Origin of the sequence: Janthinobacterium woesei, assembly GCF_051380875.1 — a bacterium.
Taxonomy (GTDB): Bacteria; Pseudomonadota; Gammaproteobacteria; order Burkholderiales; family Burkholderiaceae_D; genus Janthinobacterium.
Genome location: NZ_JBNYXW010000010.1, coordinates 20,293 through 38,062 on the forward strand (window position 1 = coordinate 20,293; position 17,770 = coordinate 38,062).

General features: G+C 61.7%; 18 protein-coding genes. 6 read left to right on the forward strand and 12 right to left on the reverse strand.

What is annotated here, in order from left to right; translation table 11 throughout:
* Positions 1-93: 93 nt before the first annotated feature.
* The 3 genes from ACQ4W6_RS12940 to ACQ4W6_RS12950 all read right to left on the reverse strand — a co-directional run bounded on the left by ACQ4W6_RS12940 (position 94) and on the right by ACQ4W6_RS12950 (position 3,159).
* Positions 94-651 (reverse strand): NADPH-dependent FMN reductase, encoded by a 558-nt coding sequence (locus tag ACQ4W6_RS12940; protein WP_436567591.1) that lies wholly within the window; start codon positions 649-651, stop codon positions 94-96.
* 86 nt (positions 652-737) lie between these two features.
* A complete protein-coding gene (gene alr, locus ACQ4W6_RS12945; protein WP_436567592.1) occupies positions 738-1,856 on the reverse strand; it encodes an alanine racemase in 1,119 nt (372 codons plus the stop codon).
* Positions 1,857-1,869: 13 nt separating this feature from the next.
* Positions 1,870-3,159: a D-amino acid dehydrogenase gene (locus tag ACQ4W6_RS12950; protein ID WP_436567593.1), complete on the reverse strand. Its 1,290-nt coding sequence runs from the start codon at positions 3,157-3,159 to the stop codon at positions 1,870-1,872.
* Between the two features lie 105 nt (positions 3,160-3,264).
* Here ACQ4W6_RS12950 and ACQ4W6_RS12955 point away from each other — a divergent pair, with 105 nt between their 5' ends.
* On the forward strand, positions 3,265-3,765 hold the full coding sequence (locus ACQ4W6_RS12955) for an Lrp/AsnC ligand binding domain-containing protein (protein ID WP_353656458.1): 501 nt from the start codon (positions 3,265-3,267) through the stop codon (positions 3,763-3,765).
* 148 nt (positions 3,766-3,913) lie between these two features.
* Positions 3,914-4,261 carry a hypothetical protein gene (locus ACQ4W6_RS12960; RefSeq protein WP_436567594.1) on the forward strand — a complete coding sequence of 116 codons (348 nt, stop codon included), beginning with the start codon at positions 3,914-3,916 and terminating at the stop codon, positions 4,259-4,261.
* A gap of 24 nt (positions 4,262-4,285) precedes the next feature.
* On the opposite strand, the gene ACQ4W6_RS12965 is transcribed toward ACQ4W6_RS12960, so the two are convergent.
* On the reverse strand, positions 4,286-5,251 hold the full coding sequence (locus ACQ4W6_RS12965; protein ID WP_436567782.1) for a GlxA family transcriptional regulator: 966 nt from the start codon (positions 5,249-5,251) through the stop codon (positions 4,286-4,288).
* Between the two features lie 143 nt (positions 5,252-5,394).
* Between ACQ4W6_RS12965 and ACQ4W6_RS12970 the strand changes: the two genes are divergently transcribed.
* Both ACQ4W6_RS12970 and ACQ4W6_RS12975 read left to right on the forward strand, forming a co-directional pair.
* Positions 5,395-6,039 (forward strand): cysteine hydrolase family protein, encoded by a 645-nt coding sequence (locus ACQ4W6_RS12970; RefSeq protein WP_436567595.1) that lies wholly within the window; start codon positions 5,395-5,397, stop codon positions 6,037-6,039.
* A 54-nt stretch (positions 6,040-6,093) separates the two neighbouring features.
* Positions 6,094-6,654, forward strand: coding sequence for a YdcF family protein (locus ACQ4W6_RS12975; RefSeq protein ID WP_436567596.1), 561 nt, complete (start codon positions 6,094-6,096; stop codon positions 6,652-6,654).
* 10 nt (positions 6,655-6,664) lie between these two features.
* On the opposite strand, the gene glpK is transcribed toward ACQ4W6_RS12975, so the two are convergent.
* From glpK to glpD, 8 genes are all read right to left on the reverse strand, one after another.
* Positions 6,665-8,158 carry a glycerol kinase GlpK gene (gene glpK / locus ACQ4W6_RS12980; RefSeq protein ID WP_436567597.1) on the reverse strand — a complete coding sequence of 498 codons (1,494 nt, stop codon included), beginning with the start codon at positions 8,156-8,158 and terminating at the stop codon, positions 6,665-6,667.
* 99 nt (positions 8,159-8,257) lie between these two features.
* Entirely contained in the window at positions 8,258-9,985 is a 1,728-nt protein-coding gene (locus ACQ4W6_RS12985; protein ID WP_436567598.1) for an ABC transporter substrate-binding protein, read from the reverse strand.
* A gap of 72 nt (positions 9,986-10,057) precedes the next feature.
* Positions 10,058-10,333 carry a DUF2160 domain-containing protein gene (locus ACQ4W6_RS12990; RefSeq protein ID WP_436567783.1) on the reverse strand — a complete coding sequence of 92 codons (276 nt, stop codon included), beginning with the start codon at positions 10,331-10,333 and terminating at the stop codon, positions 10,058-10,060.
* Between the two features lie 43 nt (positions 10,334-10,376).
* A complete protein-coding gene (locus ACQ4W6_RS12995) occupies positions 10,377-11,183 on the reverse strand; it encodes a carbohydrate ABC transporter permease (RefSeq protein WP_436567599.1) in 807 nt (268 codons plus the stop codon).
* Positions 11,180-12,064, reverse strand: coding sequence for a carbohydrate ABC transporter permease (locus ACQ4W6_RS13000; RefSeq protein WP_436567600.1), 885 nt, complete (start codon positions 12,062-12,064; stop codon positions 11,180-11,182). Before ACQ4W6_RS13000 ends, ACQ4W6_RS12995 begins: the two co-directional genes overlap by 4 nt.
* Entirely contained in the window at positions 12,064-13,176 is a 1,113-nt protein-coding gene (locus tag ACQ4W6_RS13005) for an ABC transporter ATP-binding protein (RefSeq protein WP_436567601.1), read from the reverse strand. The genes ACQ4W6_RS13000 and ACQ4W6_RS13005 overlap by 1 nt, the downstream gene beginning before the upstream one ends.
* A gap of 1 nt (position 13,177) precedes the next feature.
* Positions 13,178-14,272: an ABC transporter ATP-binding protein gene (locus tag ACQ4W6_RS13010; RefSeq protein WP_436567602.1), complete on the reverse strand. Its 1,095-nt coding sequence runs from the start codon at positions 14,270-14,272 to the stop codon at positions 13,178-13,180.
* Positions 14,273-14,365: 93 nt separating this feature from the next.
* On the reverse strand, positions 14,366-15,922 hold the full coding sequence (gene glpD, locus ACQ4W6_RS13015; RefSeq protein WP_436567603.1) for a glycerol-3-phosphate dehydrogenase: 1,557 nt from the start codon (positions 15,920-15,922) through the stop codon (positions 14,366-14,368).
* 207 nt (positions 15,923-16,129) lie between these two features.
* Between glpD and ACQ4W6_RS13020 the strand changes: the two genes are divergently transcribed.
* Together ACQ4W6_RS13020 and ACQ4W6_RS13025 are read left to right on the forward strand one after the other, a co-directional pair.
* A complete protein-coding gene (locus ACQ4W6_RS13020) occupies positions 16,130-16,891 on the forward strand; it encodes a DeoR/GlpR family DNA-binding transcription regulator (RefSeq protein ID WP_436567604.1) in 762 nt (253 codons plus the stop codon).
* 248 nt (positions 16,892-17,139) lie between these two features.
* Positions 17,140-17,757 carry a MarR family winged helix-turn-helix transcriptional regulator gene (locus ACQ4W6_RS13025; RefSeq protein WP_436567605.1) on the forward strand — a complete coding sequence of 206 codons (618 nt, stop codon included), beginning with the start codon at positions 17,140-17,142 and terminating at the stop codon, positions 17,755-17,757.
* Positions 17,758-17,770 lie beyond the last annotated feature (13 nt).

Here is a 17,770-nt window from a genome sequence, read left to right on the forward strand (position 1 = left end):
GCTGGCGTCAGGCGGCAAAGAATGTGGACTGGCGGCAACATCCTACCTTGCCGCCTCGATATGCATCAAAAATGGAGAGTCAAGCGACCAGCATCAAGCGTGGATAGCGTGCTTCTTGACCCATTCCACATAGCGCTGCATCCAGCCCTGGAAGAAGCCCAGGCTGGCAGCGCCTATGCCGCCGTGCTCGTCAAACAAACCATCCTTGGCGTGGATAAACATTTCGGGCTGGCCCAGCAGCGGCACATCGAGGTAAGCGAGCACATTGCGCAAATGCTGCTGCGCCAGCGCCGTGCCGGTGGCGCCCACGGAGACGCCCAGCACGGCGCCCGGCTTGCCGCCCCATGCATTCTGGCCATAAGGACGCGAAGCATGATCGATCGCGTTTTTGAGCACGCCGGGAATCGAGCGGTTGTATTCGGGCGTGAGGAAGAGCAAGGCTTGCGCGTCGGCGATCTCGGTTTTGAGGCGCAGCACCTGTTCGGCCTGCGCGCCATCGTCGTCCTGGTTGTACAGCGGCAAGTCGCCAATTTCAATGTGCTTGAAAGAAAACTCGGGCGGCGCCAGCTTGATGATGGCGTCGGCCAGCTGGCGGTTGAAAGAATCCTTGCGCAGGCTGCCGACGATGATAGCAACGTTATATTGACTCATAGAAATCCCCGATCACGGTTAAAGAAAAGCCCCGGAGTGAAATTCACACCAAGGCTATCTTGCCACACAATGAACGGTATCGCGCGCTACCTTGCAGACTGCGCCAAACCTGTGTATTGGCGATAATAACGCCCACCCAGGTTGGTCAGCACTTCATAGCCGATGGTATTGGCCATGGCGGCCACGGCGTCGACCGGGTGTTCGGCGCAGATCAGGTCGACCAGGCTGCCGGGCACCACGCGTTCTTGGGCGATGGCGCTGACGTCGAGGGTGATGGAGTCCATGGAGATGGCGCCGATCTGCGGCACTTTCACGCCATCGACAATGGCCAGGCCCTGGTTGCTCATGCTGCGCAGCCAGCCATCGGCGTAACCGACGGAAACAGTGGCCACCTGGCGCGGCTCGCTGGCCGTGTAGCGGCGGCTGTAGCCCACATGGTCGCCGGCGGCAATCGTGCGCGTCTGCATGATCTTGCCCTGCAGGCGCACCACCGCTTGCAGGGGATTGGGCGCGTCGGCCTGTGGCGCGATGCCATACAGGGCCGCGCCCGGGCGCACCAGGTCAAAATGGTAGTCGGGCGACAAGAAGATGCCCGAGGAATTGGCCAGGCTGGCGCGGTATTGCGGCAAGCGGGCGCGAATCGCGATGAAGCGGGCCAGTTGCTCGCCATTCATCGGGTTGCTACGCTCGTCGGCGCAGGCCAGGTGACTCATCAGGTAGCGCACTTTGATGCCATCAAGAAAGTGCGCGTCCGCCAGCCAGCCATCGATTTCCTGCGGCGACAAGCCCATGCGCGACATGCCGCTGTCGACCTGCACGTTGGCATTCAGGATCTTGCCCAGCGCTTTTGCGTGCGCGCGCCAGCCGGCCACCTGCGGCTCGCTGTTGAGTACAGGTGTCAGGCCATGCGTCGTGAATTCGCTCTCCGTGCCGACGGGCGGGCCGTGCAGCACGAAAATTTCCGCATCGAGCGCCACGTGCGGACGCAGGCTGATGCCTTCTTCCAGGTGCGCCACGAAGAAATGCCGACAGCCTTCCTCATACAGGGCCGCGCCCACTTGCGCGGCGCCCAGGCCATATGCGTCGGACTTCACCACGGCCGAGCAGGCGGCCGGATGGGCCTTGTCGCGCAGCAAGCGGTAATTGGCGCGCACGGCATCCAGGTCCACCGTCAGGATGGCGCCGCTACGCTCTTTTGCAGGCATGCTGGCCGCCATCTCAGGCTACCGCGTGTTGCAGTTTGACATTGCCACGCGCGCCGCTATAGCGGCTGACGGACAGGTCGTCGGCCAGGATGGCCGGTTTTTTCGACGACATCAGGTCGGCCAGCAATTGCGCCGAACCGCAGGACATGGTCCAGCCCAGGGTGCCGTGGCCCGTGTTCAGGAACAGGTTGCGCAGCGGCGTGCGCCCGACAATCGGCGTGCCGTCCGGCGTCATCGGGCGCAAGCCCGTCCAGAACGTGGCTTCGCTCGTATTGCCGCCGCCAGGGAACAGGTCGTTGACGACCATTTCCAGCGTTTCGCGGCGGCGCGGGTTCAGGCCCAGGTTGTAGCCGGCGATTTCCGCCATGCCGCCCACGCGGATGCGGTCGTCGAAACGCGTCACGGCGATTTTATACGTCTCATCGAGGATGGTCGAGACGGGCGCCTTGGCCGCGTTGACGATAGGCACGGTGATCGAATAGCCCTTCAATGGATACACGGGAATGTCTAGCAGCGGCTGCATCAGGCCCGTCGAGTAGGAACCCAGCGCCACCACGTAAGAGTCGGCCTTGACGATTTCGGCGCCGCATTGCACGCCGGCAATCTCGTCGCCCTGCGTCAGCAGCGCGTCGATCGCCATGCCATAACGGAACTTCACGCCCAGCGCCACGGCCATCTCGGACAGGCGCGTGGTAAACAGCTGGCAATCGCCGGTTTCATCGTTGGGCAGGCGCAGGCCGCCGAACAGCTTGCCCTTGACCGCTTCCAGGGCCGGTTCCGCGCGCGACAGTTCATCGCGCTGCAGGATTTCAAACGGCACACCCGCGTCTTTCAGCACTTCGATGTCTTTCGAGGCGTCGTTGTATTGCTTTTCGGTACGGAACAATTGCATCGTACCTTGCTGGCGGCCTTCGTAGCTGATGCCTGCCTCGGCGCGCAAGATCTTGAAGCAGTCGCGGCTGTACTCGGCCAGACGCACCATGCGTTCCTTGTTGACGGCATACGCCTCCGGGGTGCAATTACGCAACATCTGCCACATCCATTTAAGCTGGGCGGCGCTGCCGTCGAGCGAAATAGCCAGTGGCGCGTGGCGCTGCATCATCCACTTCACGGCTTTCAATGGAATGCCGGGCGCGGCCCATGGCGAAGCGTAGCCGGGCGAGATTTGTCCCGCGTTGGCGAAGCTGGTTTCCAGTGCCGGGCCCGGCTGGCGGTCGATGACGGTCACCTCGTGTCCTGCCTTGGCCAGATAGTAAGCACTGGTGACGCCGATGACGCCGCTACCCAGAATCACAATACGCATAATTTCCTCAATTAATTTTAGGGCAAACTGCCAGATTTACCGCTATCATATTGGGAAAGAGCCAGCATTTGTTCACGTATAAATCGAGAAATTCAGCAATAAATCATGAGAATACTTAAAGAATCAGCACGCGGGCTGGATAAGCTGGACCGCCACATCCTGCGCATCCTGCAACAGGATGGCCGTATCTCGATGAAAGACCTCGGTGAACAGGTGGGCCTGTCCATCACGCCCTGCATCGAGCGCGTCAAGCGCATGGAGCGCGACGGCGTCATCACGGGCTACCACGCCAAGGTGAACCCGGCCGCGCTGGGCGCCAAGCTGCTCGTCTTTGTCGAGATTACGCTGAATCAGAAATCGGCGTCCGCCTTCGAGCAATTTCGCCGCGAAGTGCTGCAAATTCCCGAAGTGCAGGAATGCCACCTGGTCTCGGGCGACTTCGACTACCTGATCAAGGCGCGCATCCACGAAATGGCCGAGTACCGCAAACTGCTGGGCGACATGCTGCTGCAGCTGCCGGGCGCCGCGCAATCGAAAAGCTATGTCGTGATGGAAGAAATCAAGGAAACCCTGGCGCTCTCGACCGAGGTGCTGCAGAGCCGTTAAAAGTACCGCACACCAGTACCAACAGCATCAAATTTTGCGACTTTGTATAATCCGGTAGCACATTGCCTGCTTCGCAAGCACACTCCCATCCTGACATCACGCCCGTCCCCTCTGAGATTGGAAGCAGTGATGCACACTGGGAGTCTGCATGAACACATTGATGAAACTGGCATTTTCCTGCCTCGCGGGCTTGGCCGTGGCCATGTGCACCGCCAGTGAATACAAGGTCAACCGCGCGCCAGCAAATGGCGCCATCTATCAAAACATCCAGGTTGGCAAAACCACCCGCCTCGACCTCGACGCGGCCCTGGGCAACGCCACCGTCGTCAGCTTCGATCCCGGCTATGAAGTGTGGGTCTACAAGAACCAGCTGCAAGCCCCCAGCGTGACGCGTTTGCTTCCCCTGCTGGGCGAAAAAGGCACGCGCGAAGTGGCCGTCATGTTCGACCACGCGGGCGTAGTGAAGAAATACCGGATACACGAGCCGCGCAAGTAATCTTGTCCTTTGCTTATCCTTTGCTTATTCTGTGCTGCGCACCAACTTCTCCCGGAACAGCTTGCGGTACGCCGACGGCGACGTCTGCAGGCTGGCGCGAAAGTGCTGGCGTAGCGACAGGGCCGTGCCGAAGCCGGCCTCTTGCGCCACCACATCGATCGAAGCCTCGCTTTTTTCCAGCATGCCTTGTGCGTGCGCCAAGCGCTGGTTCAGCAGCCACTGTTTAAAAGACGTGCCAGTCGCCTGGCGGAAATGCCGGGTAAAGTTGCGCCGGCTCATGGCGGCCCGTGCTGCCAGCGCATCGATACTGTGCGCCATGCCCAGGCTTGCCGTCACGCAAGCGAGCACCTCGGCAAAGCGCCCTTCGCTGCCGGACACGGGCAAGGGCCGCTCGATGAATTGCGCCTGCCCGCCCTGCCGGTGCGGCGCCACCAACAGGCGCCGCGCTACCCGGTTAGCCACTTCGGCACCGGCCAACTGGCGCAGCAAATACAAACAACAATCGAGCCCGGCCGCCACGCCCGCCGACGTCAGCACGCCGCCATCGTCCACATACAGCATGTCGCGCTCGACCCTGACCTTGCCATGGCGCGCCGCCAGCGCGTCGGCCATGCCCCAGTGCGTGGTGGCGCTCTTGCCGTCCAGCAAGCCGGCCTGCGCCAGTGGAAATGCGCCCAGGCACAGGCCCACCATGCGCGCGCCGCGCCGCTGGGCGCCTTGCAGTGCCTGGACCAGCAGCGCCGGTGCGTCGCGGCAATCGTCGTGCCAGGCGGGCATGATGACGATATCGGCGCCATCGAGACCTTCCAGGCCGAACTCAGGTGCAATCGTAAAACCGGCAGGCGTGCGCAGGGGCACGGCGTCGGCGGCGCAGACGCGCACGTGAAAATGGGGCAGATCAGTCTCGTCCGTCTGGGCGCCAAACACCAGGCAAGGCACGGACAGGTGGAAGGGCGTCATGCCGTCGAAGGCGATCACGGCGACCGTCAAGGGGGAAGAGGGGGCGATGGAGATAGGCATGGCCCGATTTTATCGCAGATAGGCCTTCGGGCCACTTTTTGTTTGCGGCGCGGAGGCCGAGAATGGCTGTATGGAGGAAGCCTTTCCTCTTTCAACCATTCCAGGAGTCACCCATGTCCAATCCAATTAGCACCACACCACGCCGCGCCCTGCTCGTCATCGATGTGCAAAATGAATACTTTACGGGCGCCATGCCCATCGAATATCTGTCCGTGGACGTTTCCCTGCCCAATATCAGCAAGGCCATGGCCGCCGCGCGCGCCGCCGGCGTGCCCGTCATCGTCGTCCAGCACGATGCGCCCGAAGAGTCACCCATCTTTGCCAGGGGCAGCGATGGCTGGCAGTTGCACCCGCAGGTGGCCGCCTTCCCTGCAGACCACCGCATCAACAAGACCATGGGCAGCGCCTTCGCCGGCACGGACCTGCGCGCCTGGCTAGCCGGCCACGGCATCGACACCCTGACGGTGATTGGCTACATGACGCACAACTGCAACGCCGCCACCATCTACCAGGCAGCGCACGAAGGCTTGCAGGTGGAGTTCCTCAGCGACGCCACCGGTTCGCTGCCCTACGCCAACGCGGGCGGCACGGCCAGCGCCGAGGAAATCCACCGCGTTTTCAGTACCGTATTCCACTCGAACTTCGCCGCCGTGGCCACCACGCAGGAATGGCACGATGCCGTGCAGGCAGGCAAGCCATTACCGATAGACAATATTTACCTGTCTAACCAGCGCGCGAGAGGCGTGCTGAAGAACTGACGCTCGCGGGAATGGGCGGGTATGATGCGTCCATTCCCGGCTTCACTCTCAACGATGCGCAAACTCCTCCTCTTGTGCTTATCCACTCTTGCTGTTTTCCTGCTAGCCACTGCTGCGCTGGTGCTGGCGGGCCTGCACGACAGGCTGGCGCCCGCCGACGTGATTGTCGTGCCGGGAAACACCATCGCAATCGATGGCACGCCCAGCCCCCGCCTGCAAGCACGCCTCGATGCAGCCTTGGCGCAATTCCAGGCGCACCGCGCACCGCGCATCCTCGTCAGCGGGGCAACGGGCAAGGAAGGCTTCGACGAGGCCGCATCCATGGCCCGCTATCTGCAGTCGCGCGGCGTGCCGGCCAGCGCCATCATTGAGGATAATCAAGGCTGGACCACGGACGCCACGGCGTGCAATGCGGCCGCGCTGATGCGCACGCATGGCTGGAAGACGGCCATGGTGGCCACGCAGTATTTTCATGTACCCCGCTTCCGGCTGGCTTTGGCGCGGGCGGGCATCGATGTCAGCGCCAATGTGCACGCAGCCTACTTCGAATGGCGCGACCTGTATTCCATCCCCAGGGAAACCGCAGGCTACCTGGTGTACTACGCGAAGCCCTGAGCGAACACGCCTACTCGCTCCAGTCGCGCGATCTATCCACGGCGCGCTGCCATTTGTGCAGGCGCGCCAGGCGCTCGTCGGCGGCCATTTTCGGCTCGAAACGGCGCCCTACCTGCCATTGGGCGGCAATTTCTTCCTCGGAAGCCCAGAAGCCCACTGCCAGGCCTGCCAGGTAGGCGGCGCCCAGGGCCGTCGTTTCCGTCACCACGGGACGCACCACGGGCACGTTCAAGATGTCGGCCTGGAACTGCATCAGCATGTCGTTGCGCGCCGCGCCGCCGTCGACACGCAACTCACTGAGCGCTATGCCGGCATCGTCCTGCATGGCCGACAGCACGTCGACATTCTGGTAGGCCACGCCCTCCAGCGCGGCGCGCGCGATGTGCGCCTTGCCCGTGCCGCGCGTGATGCCGATCAGGGTGCCGCGCGCATACGGGTCCCAGTACGGCGCGCCCAGGCCCGCAAATGCGGGCACGAAGACCAGGCCACCCGTATCGGGTACGCTGGAAGCCAGCGCTTCCACTTCGGACGAGTCGCGGATGATGCCTAGCCCATCGCGCATCCATTGCACGGCCGCGCCGGCGATGAAGGCGCTGCCTTCGAGTAAATAATCGGTTTGATTTGCACCGGCGCCCAAAGTCCAGCCCACCGTCATCAAGAGGCGGTTTTTCGATTCCAGCGGGCGCTTGCCCACGTTCATCAGCATGAAGCAGCCCGTGCCGTAAGTATTCTTGGCCATGCCAGGCTTCAAACACGCCTGGCCAAACGTGGCCGCCTGCTGGTCGCCAGCGATGCCGGCGATCGGCACGGATACGCCCAGCAATGCCGCGTGCGTGTGCGCGGCCACGCCGCAGGATGGCACGACGTCGGGCAGCAGGGAGGCGGGAATGTCCAGCAGCGCCAGCAAATCCGTGTCCCATTGCAGGGTGTGGATGTTGAACAGCATGGTGCGCGCCGCGTTGCTGGTGTCCGTGATGTGCGCGCCGCTCATCTTGTAGATCAGCCAGCTGTCGACCGTGCCGAAAGCCAATTCGCCCCGCTCGGCGCGCGCGCGGGCGCCGGCCACGTTGTCGAGCAGCCATTTGAGCTTGGTGGCGGAAAAATAGGCGTCCAGCACCAGACCCGTCTTACGCTGGATCAAGTCTGCCTTGCCCTGCTCCACCAGTTGCTCGCAGAATGCCGCATTGCGCCGGTCTTGCCAGACGATGGCGTTGGCGACCGGTTCGCCCGTGACGCGGTCCCACAGCACCGTCGTTTCGCGCTGGTTGGTCACGCCGATGGCGGCCACGTCGCTTGCGACCACGCCGCTGTCGCGCAGCACCTGGTGCAGCACGCCCTCTTGCGAGGCCCAGATTTCGCCGGCGTCATGCTCGACCCAGCCCGGCTGGGGAAATAGTTGGCGAAATTCGCGCTGCGCGCTGGCGTGCGGCCGTCCCGCATGGTCAAACAGGATGGCGCGCGAACTGGTGGTGCCCTGGTCTAAAGCAAGTATGTATTTGGTCATGGTCGGTACTACGTCTATACAGTGAAAAGGCACGGGCAAGACGCCCATGCCTTCAGAACAGCGGCGGCAGAAGCTTACACGACTACCGTACTAGCACGACTACCTTACCTTGCCTTCTTTCCACGCTTGCAGAAGTTTATCGTAGGCAATCGTCTCACCCTTCGGCTTTTCATTCGCCAGTTTTTTCCACGGCGCGTGCTGGTCCGACAGATACTGGTTCGGGTCCACTTTCGGATTGAGCTTCGGTGCGCATGCCTTCATGCCAGCCCGCTGCAGGCGCGCCATGACCTGGTCCATTTCCTCGGCCAGGTTATCCATGGCCGCCTGCGGCGTTTTTTCCGCCGTAATCGCCGTGGCCACGTTCTTCCACCACAGCTGCGCCAGCTTCGGATAATCGGGCACATTGTTGCCCGTCGGCGTCCACGCGACTCTAGCAGGGCTGCGGTAGAACTCGATCAAGCCGCCATACTCGTTCGCGTGTTTCGTGAAGTAATCGTGGCGGATGTCGGAATCGCGGATGAACGTCACGCCGACGATGGATTTCTTCAGCGACACGGTTTTCGAGGTAACAAATTGCGCGTACAGCCAGGCGGCGGCCTTGCGGTCGTCCGGCGTGGACTTGAACAAGAACCAGGAACCCACGTCCTGGTAGCCGTTCTGCATGCCCTCTTTCCAGTACGGGCCGTGTGGCGACGGCGCCATGCGCCATTTCGGCGTACCGTCCTTGTTGACCACTGGCAAGCCCGGTTTCACCATGCCGGCCGTAAATGCCGTGTACCAGAAGATCTGCTGGGCTATTTCGCCCTGCGCCGGCACGGGGCCCGATTCCGAGAAATTCATGCCGTTTGCCTGCGGCGGCGCGTATTTCTTCATCCACTCGATGTATTTCGTCAGCGCGAACACGGCCGCCGGCGAATTGGTGGCGCCGCCACGCGACATCGACGCGCCCACGGGCGTGCACTTGTCGGCCGCTACCTTGATGCCCCACTCATCGACGGGCATGCCGTTCGGAATGCCCTTGTCGGCCGCGCCAGCCATCGACAGCCAGGCGTCCGTAAAGCGCCAGCCCAAGGATGGATCTTTCTTGCCATAATCCATGTGGCCGTAGACTTTCTTGCCGTCCAGTTCCTTCACGTCATTCGTGAAGAAGTCGGCGATGTCTTCATAGGCGGACCAGTTTTGCGGCACGCCCAGCTCGTAGCCGTACTTGGCCTTGAACTTGGCCTGCAAATCCTTGCGCGCGAACCAGTCGGCGCGGAACCAGTACAGGTTGGCAAATTGCTGATCGGGCAGCTGGTACACCTTGCCATCGGGCGCCGTGGTGAAGCTGATGCCGATGAAATCCTTCAGATCGAGGCCCGGATTCGTAAATTCCCTGCCCTTGCCCGCCATGTAATCGGACAGGGGTTCCACCGCGCCATAGCGGTAGTGCGTGCCGATCAGGTCGGAGTCCGAAATCCAGCCGTCATAGATGCTCTTGCCCGACTGCATCGACGTTTGCAGCTTTTCCACCACGTCACCTTCCTGGATGATGTCGTGGCGCACCTTGATGCCGGTGATTTCCTCAAAGGCCTTGGTCAGGGTCTTCGATTCGTAGACGTGAGTGTCGATGGTTTCCGAGACCACGGAAATTTCCTTGATGCCTTTGGCTTTCAGCTTGGCGGCCGCATCGATGAACCATTGCATTTCAGCAAGCTGTTGCTGCTTGCTCAGACTCGATGGCTGGAACTCCTTGTCGATCCAGGTTTGCGCCTGCTTGGCGTCGGCCAGGGCCGCATTCGCTACGAGCATGGCCGCAGCCGCGAAGACCGTGAACTTCAGTTTCATCGTGAATCTCCTTTTATTTTATTACCGGCCGCCTGCTGACGGTCCGGCCTCCATCAACACCGGCAAGCCGGCTCACCCCCAACGCATTACAATTAACAACAACACAAAACTGATGGCAGCCCCAATTGCCTGCTGCATTTCCGTGAATCCCGCCCAGGCCAGGTTCACATACGCGGCCGTCAATAGGCCGATGAACAGGCGGTCGCCGCGCGTGGTGGGCATGGGCAGGAAACCTTTTCTTTCGATGCTGGGCGAGCGGATCTGCCAGAGCGTCATGCCAGCCAGCATCAGACCGATGCAGATGAAAAAGATGGCCACTTCCGGCGTCCACGCCATCCAGCCAAACAGGCTGGCCGTACTATCTATATTGCTATCGGTATTATTTTCCATGTCACACCCTCCCCATCGCAAAACCCTTGGCGATGTAATGCCGCACGAACCAGATCACCAGCGCGCCGGGCACGATGGTCAGCACGCCGGCCGCCGCCAGCACGCCCCAATCCATGCCCGCCGCCGAGACCGTGCGCGTCATGGTGGCGGCAATCGGCTTGGCATTGACCGAGGTCAAGGTGCGTGCCAATAACAGTTCCACCCAGCTGAACATGAAGCAGAAGAAGGCCGTCACGCCCACGCCCGACTTAATCATTGGCAAGAAAATCTGGATGAAGAAACGCGGGAAGCTGTAGCCGTCGATATACGCCGTCTCGTCGATTTCCTTGGGCACGCCCGACATGAAGCCTTCCAGTATCCACACGGCCAGCGGCACGTTGAAGACCATGTGCGCCAGCGCCACGGCCAGGTGCGTATCCATCAGGCCGACAGTCGAGTACAGCTGGAAGAACGGCACCAGGAAGACGGCGGGCGGCGTCATGCGGTTGGTCAACAGCCAGAAGAACAGATGCTTGTCGCCGACGAAGTTGTAGCGCGAAAACGCATACGCGGCCGGCAGGGCCACCGTGACCGACATCACCATGTTCAGCGCCACGTAAATCATGGAATTGATGTAGCCGCTGTACCAGGATGGGTCGGTAAAGATGGTCTTGTAGTTGGCAAACGTCAGCTGCTGGGGCCACAGGCTCAGCACGCCAACGATTTCCTCGTTGGTTTTCAGCGACATATTGAGCATCCAATAGATGGGCAACAGTGACGCCAGCAGGAAGATGGCGAGGAGGGCGCCAGCCATTTTTCGGTTCATCATTTCTGGTCTCCCGTGCCGACGCGCTGCATCCACGTGTACAGCACAAAGCAGAACAGCAAGATGATGAGGAAATAAATCAGGGAGAAGGCCGAAGCCGGTCCCAGGTCGAACTGGCCGACGGCCTTTTGCGTCAGGTATTGCGACAAGAAGGTGGTGGCGTTGCCCGGCCCGCCGCCCGTCAGCACGAACGGTTCCGTGTAGATCATGAAACTGTCCATGAAGCGCAGCAAGACGGCAATCATCAGCACATTGCGCAGTTTCGGCAGCTGGATGTAGCGGAACACGGCCAAGCGCGAGGCGCCGTCGATGCGCGCCGCCTGGTAATACGCGTCGGGAATGGCGCGCAAGCCCGCATAGCACAGCAGCACCACCAGCGGCGTCCAGTGCCAGATATCCATCACCATCACCGTCAGCCAGGCGTCGAGCGAATTGCCGTTGTAGTTATAGTCCATGCCCAGCTGGTTCAGGGTATAGCCCATCAGGCCGATGTCGCCCCGGCCAAAGATTTGCCAGATGGTGCCCACCACGTTCCAGGGGATGAGCAAGGGCAGCGCGATCAGCACCAGCGCCAGCGAGGCCTTCCAGCCATCGGCCGGCATGCACAGGGCGATCAGGATGCCCAGCGGAATCTGGATTGCCAGCACTGAGCCGGAAAACAGCAACTGGCGCAGTAGCGCGCTGTGCAAGTCGCCATCGAGCATGACCATGCGGAACCATTCGGTGCCCACGAAGACCTTTTGCGTGGGGCTCAAAATATCTTGCACGGAATAATTGACCACCGTCATCAAGGGCAGGATGGCGGAAAAAGCCACGCACAGCAGCACGGGCAGGATCAGCAGCCAGGCGCGGCGATTATTATCGGTTTTACCATTATGTATCATCAGGCCACCCGCTTATCGTTGACGTAGAACAAAGTGCGCTGCTGGGGAAAGCGCAAGCGCACGGACTGGCCAGGCTGCGCACCGGCAACGGCGCCAGCGGCGCGCAGCTTGGCCGCCACCGTGGCGCTGCCGAGCCGGAATTCCGCCAGGTAATGCGTGCCCATGTTGCGCACGGCCACGACCGTGGCAGCCAAGGTATCCTCGCCACCTTCCCCGCCCTCGCCTGCCATCAGACACTCGACGAATTCAGGCCGCACGCCGACGGTGATTTTCCCTTGCGCGCCAGCCAAGGCTGCGCGCGCCGCGCCGGACAAGGCCAGCGCCTGCCCTTCTACCCGCGCCGCGCCATCGCCCACCGTGCAATCGAGCAAGTTCATGCCCGGGTTGCCGATGAAGTAGCCGACAAAAGTGTGCTCGGGTTCCTCGAACAAGGCTTGCGCACTGCCCGTCTGCACCACTTCGCCCTGCGTCATGACGACCACCTGGTCGGCAAACGTCAACGCCTCCACCTGGTCGTGCGTGACGTAGATCAAGGAAAGTTTCAGTTCGTGGTGGATTTCCTTCAATTTGCGCCGCAACAGCCATTTCAAATGCGGATCGATCACCGTCAGCGGTTCATCGAACAGCACGGCCGCCACGTCGGGGCGCACGAGACCCCGGCCCAGCGAAATCTTTTGCTTGGCATCGACCGACAGGCCGCTGGCGCGCAGCTTCAAATCGCCCGTCAATTCCAGCATTTGCGCCACCTGCTGCACGCGCTTGCGTACTTCCGCTTCCTTCCAGCCGCGATTGCGCAGCGGAAACGCCAGGTTGTCGTGCACGGTCATGGTGTCGTAGATGACGGGAAACTGGAACACTTGCGCGATATTCCTCGCTTCGGTGGGCAGTTGCGTCACATCCTTGCCATCGAACAGCACCTTGCCATGCGACGGTTTCACCAGGCCAGAGATGATATTGAGCAAAGTCGTCTTGCCGCAGCCGGACGGCCCCAGCAAGGCGTAGGCGCCGCCGTCATGCCAGGCCATGCTCATGGGCCGCAGCGCATAGTCGGCCGGTGCGGCCGGATTGGGTTTGTAGGCGTGGGCCAGGTCGACCAGTTCGATGCGCGCCATGTCAGATCTCCCCTGCAGAAGGAGCAAACAACAGCGCGCCATCGACGGCGAAGATGAGCAAGGCATGCGGCTGGCAATACACGGTGCAGGCGCTGCCGATGTCCAGGTTGTGCACGCCACCGAGCTGCGCCACCAGCGCCAGCTGGCCACGGTGCGCATGCACATAGGTTTCCGAGCCGCTGATTTCCGCCAGGTCCACCTGCGCTGCGATCGGCACGTCGCCATCGGACTGCGGCGACAGGTGCAGGCTGTGGGCGCGCACGCCCAGGATCACGTTTTTGTGTGCACCGATACGCGCGCGCTGCGCGCCGCTCAGGTGGATGGCCAGGCCGTCAAACGCCTGCGCCACGCCGTGCGCGTCCACTTGCGCCGGGATCAGATTGATGGGCGGATCGCTGAAGGTGCGCGCCACGGCAATCGAATTGGGCGCATTGAACACGTCGAGCGTGCGGCCCTGCTGCAGCAAGCGCCCTTCGTGCAGCACGGCCACGTGGCCGCCCAGCTGCAGCGCTTCCAGCGGTTCCGTGGTGGCGTAGACGACCGTCGTGCTGCCGCTGGAAAACAGTTCCGTCAATTCGCGGCGCAATTCTTCGCGCAATTTATAGTCGAGGTTGACCAGCGGCTCGTCGAGCAGCAGCAAGGAGGCATCCTTGATCAGCGCGCGTCCCAGCGCCGTGCGCTGCTGCTGGCCGCCCGACAGTTCGCCTGGCGTGCGCTCCAGGTAGGGCGTGATATGCAGGCGTTCGGCCAGCGCCAGCACTTTCGCGCGGATCTGCGCCTCGGGCACCTTGCGCAAGCGCAAGGGCGAAGCCATGTTGTCGTAGACGGTGAAGGCGGGATAATTGATAAATTGCTGATACACCATGGCCAGGTTGCGGCGGCTGACGGGCACGCCCGTCACATCGATGCCATCGGCCGTGACGGTCCCGGCGCTGGGCTTGTCCAGGCCCGCCATGACGCGCATCAAAGTTGTCTTGCCTGCACGCGTGGTGCCCAGCAACACGTTGATGGCGCCCGGCACCAGTGCCAGCGACATCGGATATAAATACTCGTCAGCACCCTGCTTCTTGCTGATATTGTCCAGTACCAGTTGCACGCGCGTCTCCTCCAGTGATGATTCTTATTCTCTGCCGCTCTTCGCCGCACCCTCGCACCCTCTTATGGGGCGCGGTCGTCTTCTACTGCATCGTTACGCCAGCCGATGCTGCAACAGCCAGGCGTCGAGCTTGCCCGCCGTCTCGCGCGGCAAGTGCAGACCCAGCTTGGAGCGCCGCCACAGGATATCGGCAGCGCTCACGGCCCATTCATGGCGCCGCAAATAATCGACTTCCACCGCGTACAGGCCGCTAGCGATTTCCTCGCCCATGGCGGCCACGCCATCGCGCCCATCGAGCAGCGCGTGGATGCGCGTGCCATAGGCGCGCGCATAGCGGGCCACCAACTGCGCCGGCAGCCATGCATACTCGCGCTGCAAGCCTTGCACAAACTGGCCAAACTCGCGCACCGAGCGGTTTTGCGGCGTGCTGCCAAACACATCGCCACCGGGCAGGCAGGCCTTGGCCGTCCAGGCTGGCCGCGTGTTGCCCAGCACCGGCGCCAATAAATCCACCGCTTCTTCGGCCAGCTTGCGAAACGTGGTGATCTTGCCGCCGAAAACACTCAGCAGCGGTGCGCCATCGCGCTCCAGCTCGAAACGGTAATCGCGCGTCACAGCCTTGGCGTCGGCAGCGGCGTCTTCCACCAGCGGACGCACGCCCGCATACGTCCAGACCACGTCGGCCGGCACGATGGGCTTGCTGAAATAGTAACTTGAAAGTTCGCATAAGTAACTAATTTCCTCGTCGTCGATTTCCACCTTGCCACTGTCGCCGTGGTAGTCGAGGTCGGTGGTGCCGATCAGGGTGAAATCGTGCTCGTAAGGAATGGCAAACACGATGCGGCCATCGGGATGCTGGAAGATATACGCATGATCATGCGCGAACAGGCGCTTGACGACGATATGGCTACCCTTGATCAGGCGCAAATGCCGGCGCTGCGCACCGGGCGCCGCCTGCTGCAAAAATTGCGCCGTCCACGGCCCCGCCGCATTGACGACGCTGCGCGCGCGCACCGTCATCTGCTTGCCGCTGGCGTGCTGCAAGGTGGCCAGCCAGCCCTCCCCCTCGCGCGCCAGGGCCGTGCAGCGCGTCTGCGTATGGATTTTCGCGCCCTTTTCCGCCGCATCGATGGCATTTAGCACCACCAGGCGCGCATCGTCGACCCAGCCGTCGGAATACACGAAGCCGCGCTTGAAGATGGGTTTTAACGGTTGTCCCGCCACATGGCGCGCCAGGTCGATGCCGCTGGAGGCGGGCAAGATTTGCCGCTTGGCCAGCATATCGTACAGAAACAGGCCGGCGCGTATCAGCCAGGCGGGGCGCTGGCCCTGGGCGTGCGGCATGACGAAGCGCATGGGCCACATGATGTGGGGCGCCGAGCGCAGCAGCACTTCGCGCTCGATCAGCGCCTTGCGCACCAGGCCAAATTCATAGTATTCGAGGTAGCGCAAGCCGCCATGGATCAGCTTGGTGGAAGCCGACGACGTGTGGGCGGCGAGGTCATCCTTCTCGCACAGTACCACCGACAGGCCCCGCCCGGCCGCATCGCGCGCAATGCCGGCGCCGTTGATGCCGCCACCAACCACCAGCACGTCGCATTCGAGCGTACCGGTTGCCGCCGCTTCCATGCCCTTCTGTGCTACCGCCATCGGGACTCCATCGCTGTCAAGGGCCGGCTGGCCAGGAAAGAATAGGCACTACCGGCAACTGTCGTTAAGATCAAGACTTAGCATCAATACTGATGTAATACGAATGCAATACGGATAAGATTACGCCATAATGCGAACTCATAGCAACATATTTTCATCACTATTTGTTCGTTTTTGTTCGTTTTTGATTTTTAAAGAGACAAGCCCATGATTTTGAATCCCCGCCAGCGCCGCCTGCTCGAAGTGGTGCGCCAGAAGGTCACCATGTCGGTCGAAGAGCTGGCCCAGCAACTGGACGTGACGCCGCAAACCGTGCGCCGCGACGTCAAGCAGATGGAAGAAGCGCGCCTGCTGGCCCGCTACCACGGCGGCGTGGGCTTGCCCTCGTCCGTGGAAAACATCGATTACAGCCAGCGGCAAGTGTTCAACAGCGATGCCAAGCGGCGCATCGCCGCCGCCGTCGCCGCGCAAGTGCCGCATGGCTGTTCGCTGTTGATCAATATCGGCACCACCACCGAGGAAGTGGCGCGCGCGCTGGGCCAGCACACAGGCTTGCACGTAGTGACGAACAACCTGAACGTAGCCGCCATCCTGGCCGACAACGCCGCCTGCGAAGTGATCGTGGCCGGCGGCGTGGTGCGCGGGCGCGACCGCGGCATCGTCGGCGAAGCCACCATCGACTTCATCCGCCAGTTCAAGGTCGATATCGGCATCATCGGCATTTCCAGCATCGACGAAGACGGCAGCCTGCGCGACTTCGACGCGCGCGAAGTGAAGGTGGCGCAAGCGATCATCGAGCAGTCGCGCGAAGTGTGGCTGGTGGCCGACCAGCACAAGTTCGGCCGCAAGGCCTTGGTGCGCCTGGCCGACCTGGCCCAGGTCGACATCCTGTTTACGGATGCCCCGCCGCCGCCGCGCTTTGCCGCAGTGTTGCGCGAAGCGCGCGTCAAAGTAGTTGTGACGGCCTGACGGGCGGCACGCGGTGGTATGGCGCAGCATGGCGCGCGCGCTGTCGCGCGGTAAAACGTCTTGTGTGGGCAGCTAACGAAATGATATGAAATTTTTATTCATTCGGTAAAAATGCTGTTACCATTGATGCAACATGCGTTATTTTTTTAATCTTTCTCTCCGGCTATACGATTAGTTACCTGATATTTCTTTTTATGCACTTACAGCAAGGAAATGAAAAATAATGGGGAACATGTAAATGATTTCCCGTGAAAACAGTGTTAGAACTATCTTACGCACAACGATTGTTCCCCAACAAACCACTCGACAGCAAGCGCGAAGGCCTGAACCATGCCGGCTGCGCCGCCAGTGAAGGAAAAGAAATGAACCACAATGTTGAAGCGGCCGCCATGCCGCAAGCCGCCCGTCCTGGCAGCGCTTCCGTCAGCGAACTGGAAGCCCACCTTGGCTACTGGCTGCGCTTCGTCTCCAGCCATGTCTCCCACAGCTTCCAGAAGAAAGCCGAAGCCAATGGCGTGACGATCTCCGAATGGGTGGTGCTGCGCGAAATGTTCCGCCTCGGCTGCACCTCGCCCACGGTGCTGGCGCACGTGGCCGGCATGAGCAAGGGCGCCGTGTCGAAGCTGATCGACCGCCTGGAAAGCAAGGGCATGGTCAGCAAGTCGATCCTGCTGGCCGACCGCCGCCAGCATTCGATCGAACTGACCACCGAAGGCGAGGCACTGGTGCCCGTGCTGGCCGAGATGGCCGACCAGAACGACGAGGAATTCTTTGGCAAGTTGCCGCGCCAGCTGCGCGAAGGCTTGCTCGAAGCGATGAAGGAAGTGGCGCGCACGCATCATCTGAAAAACGCGCCCTTGAATTGAGGCGCGGCGCCCG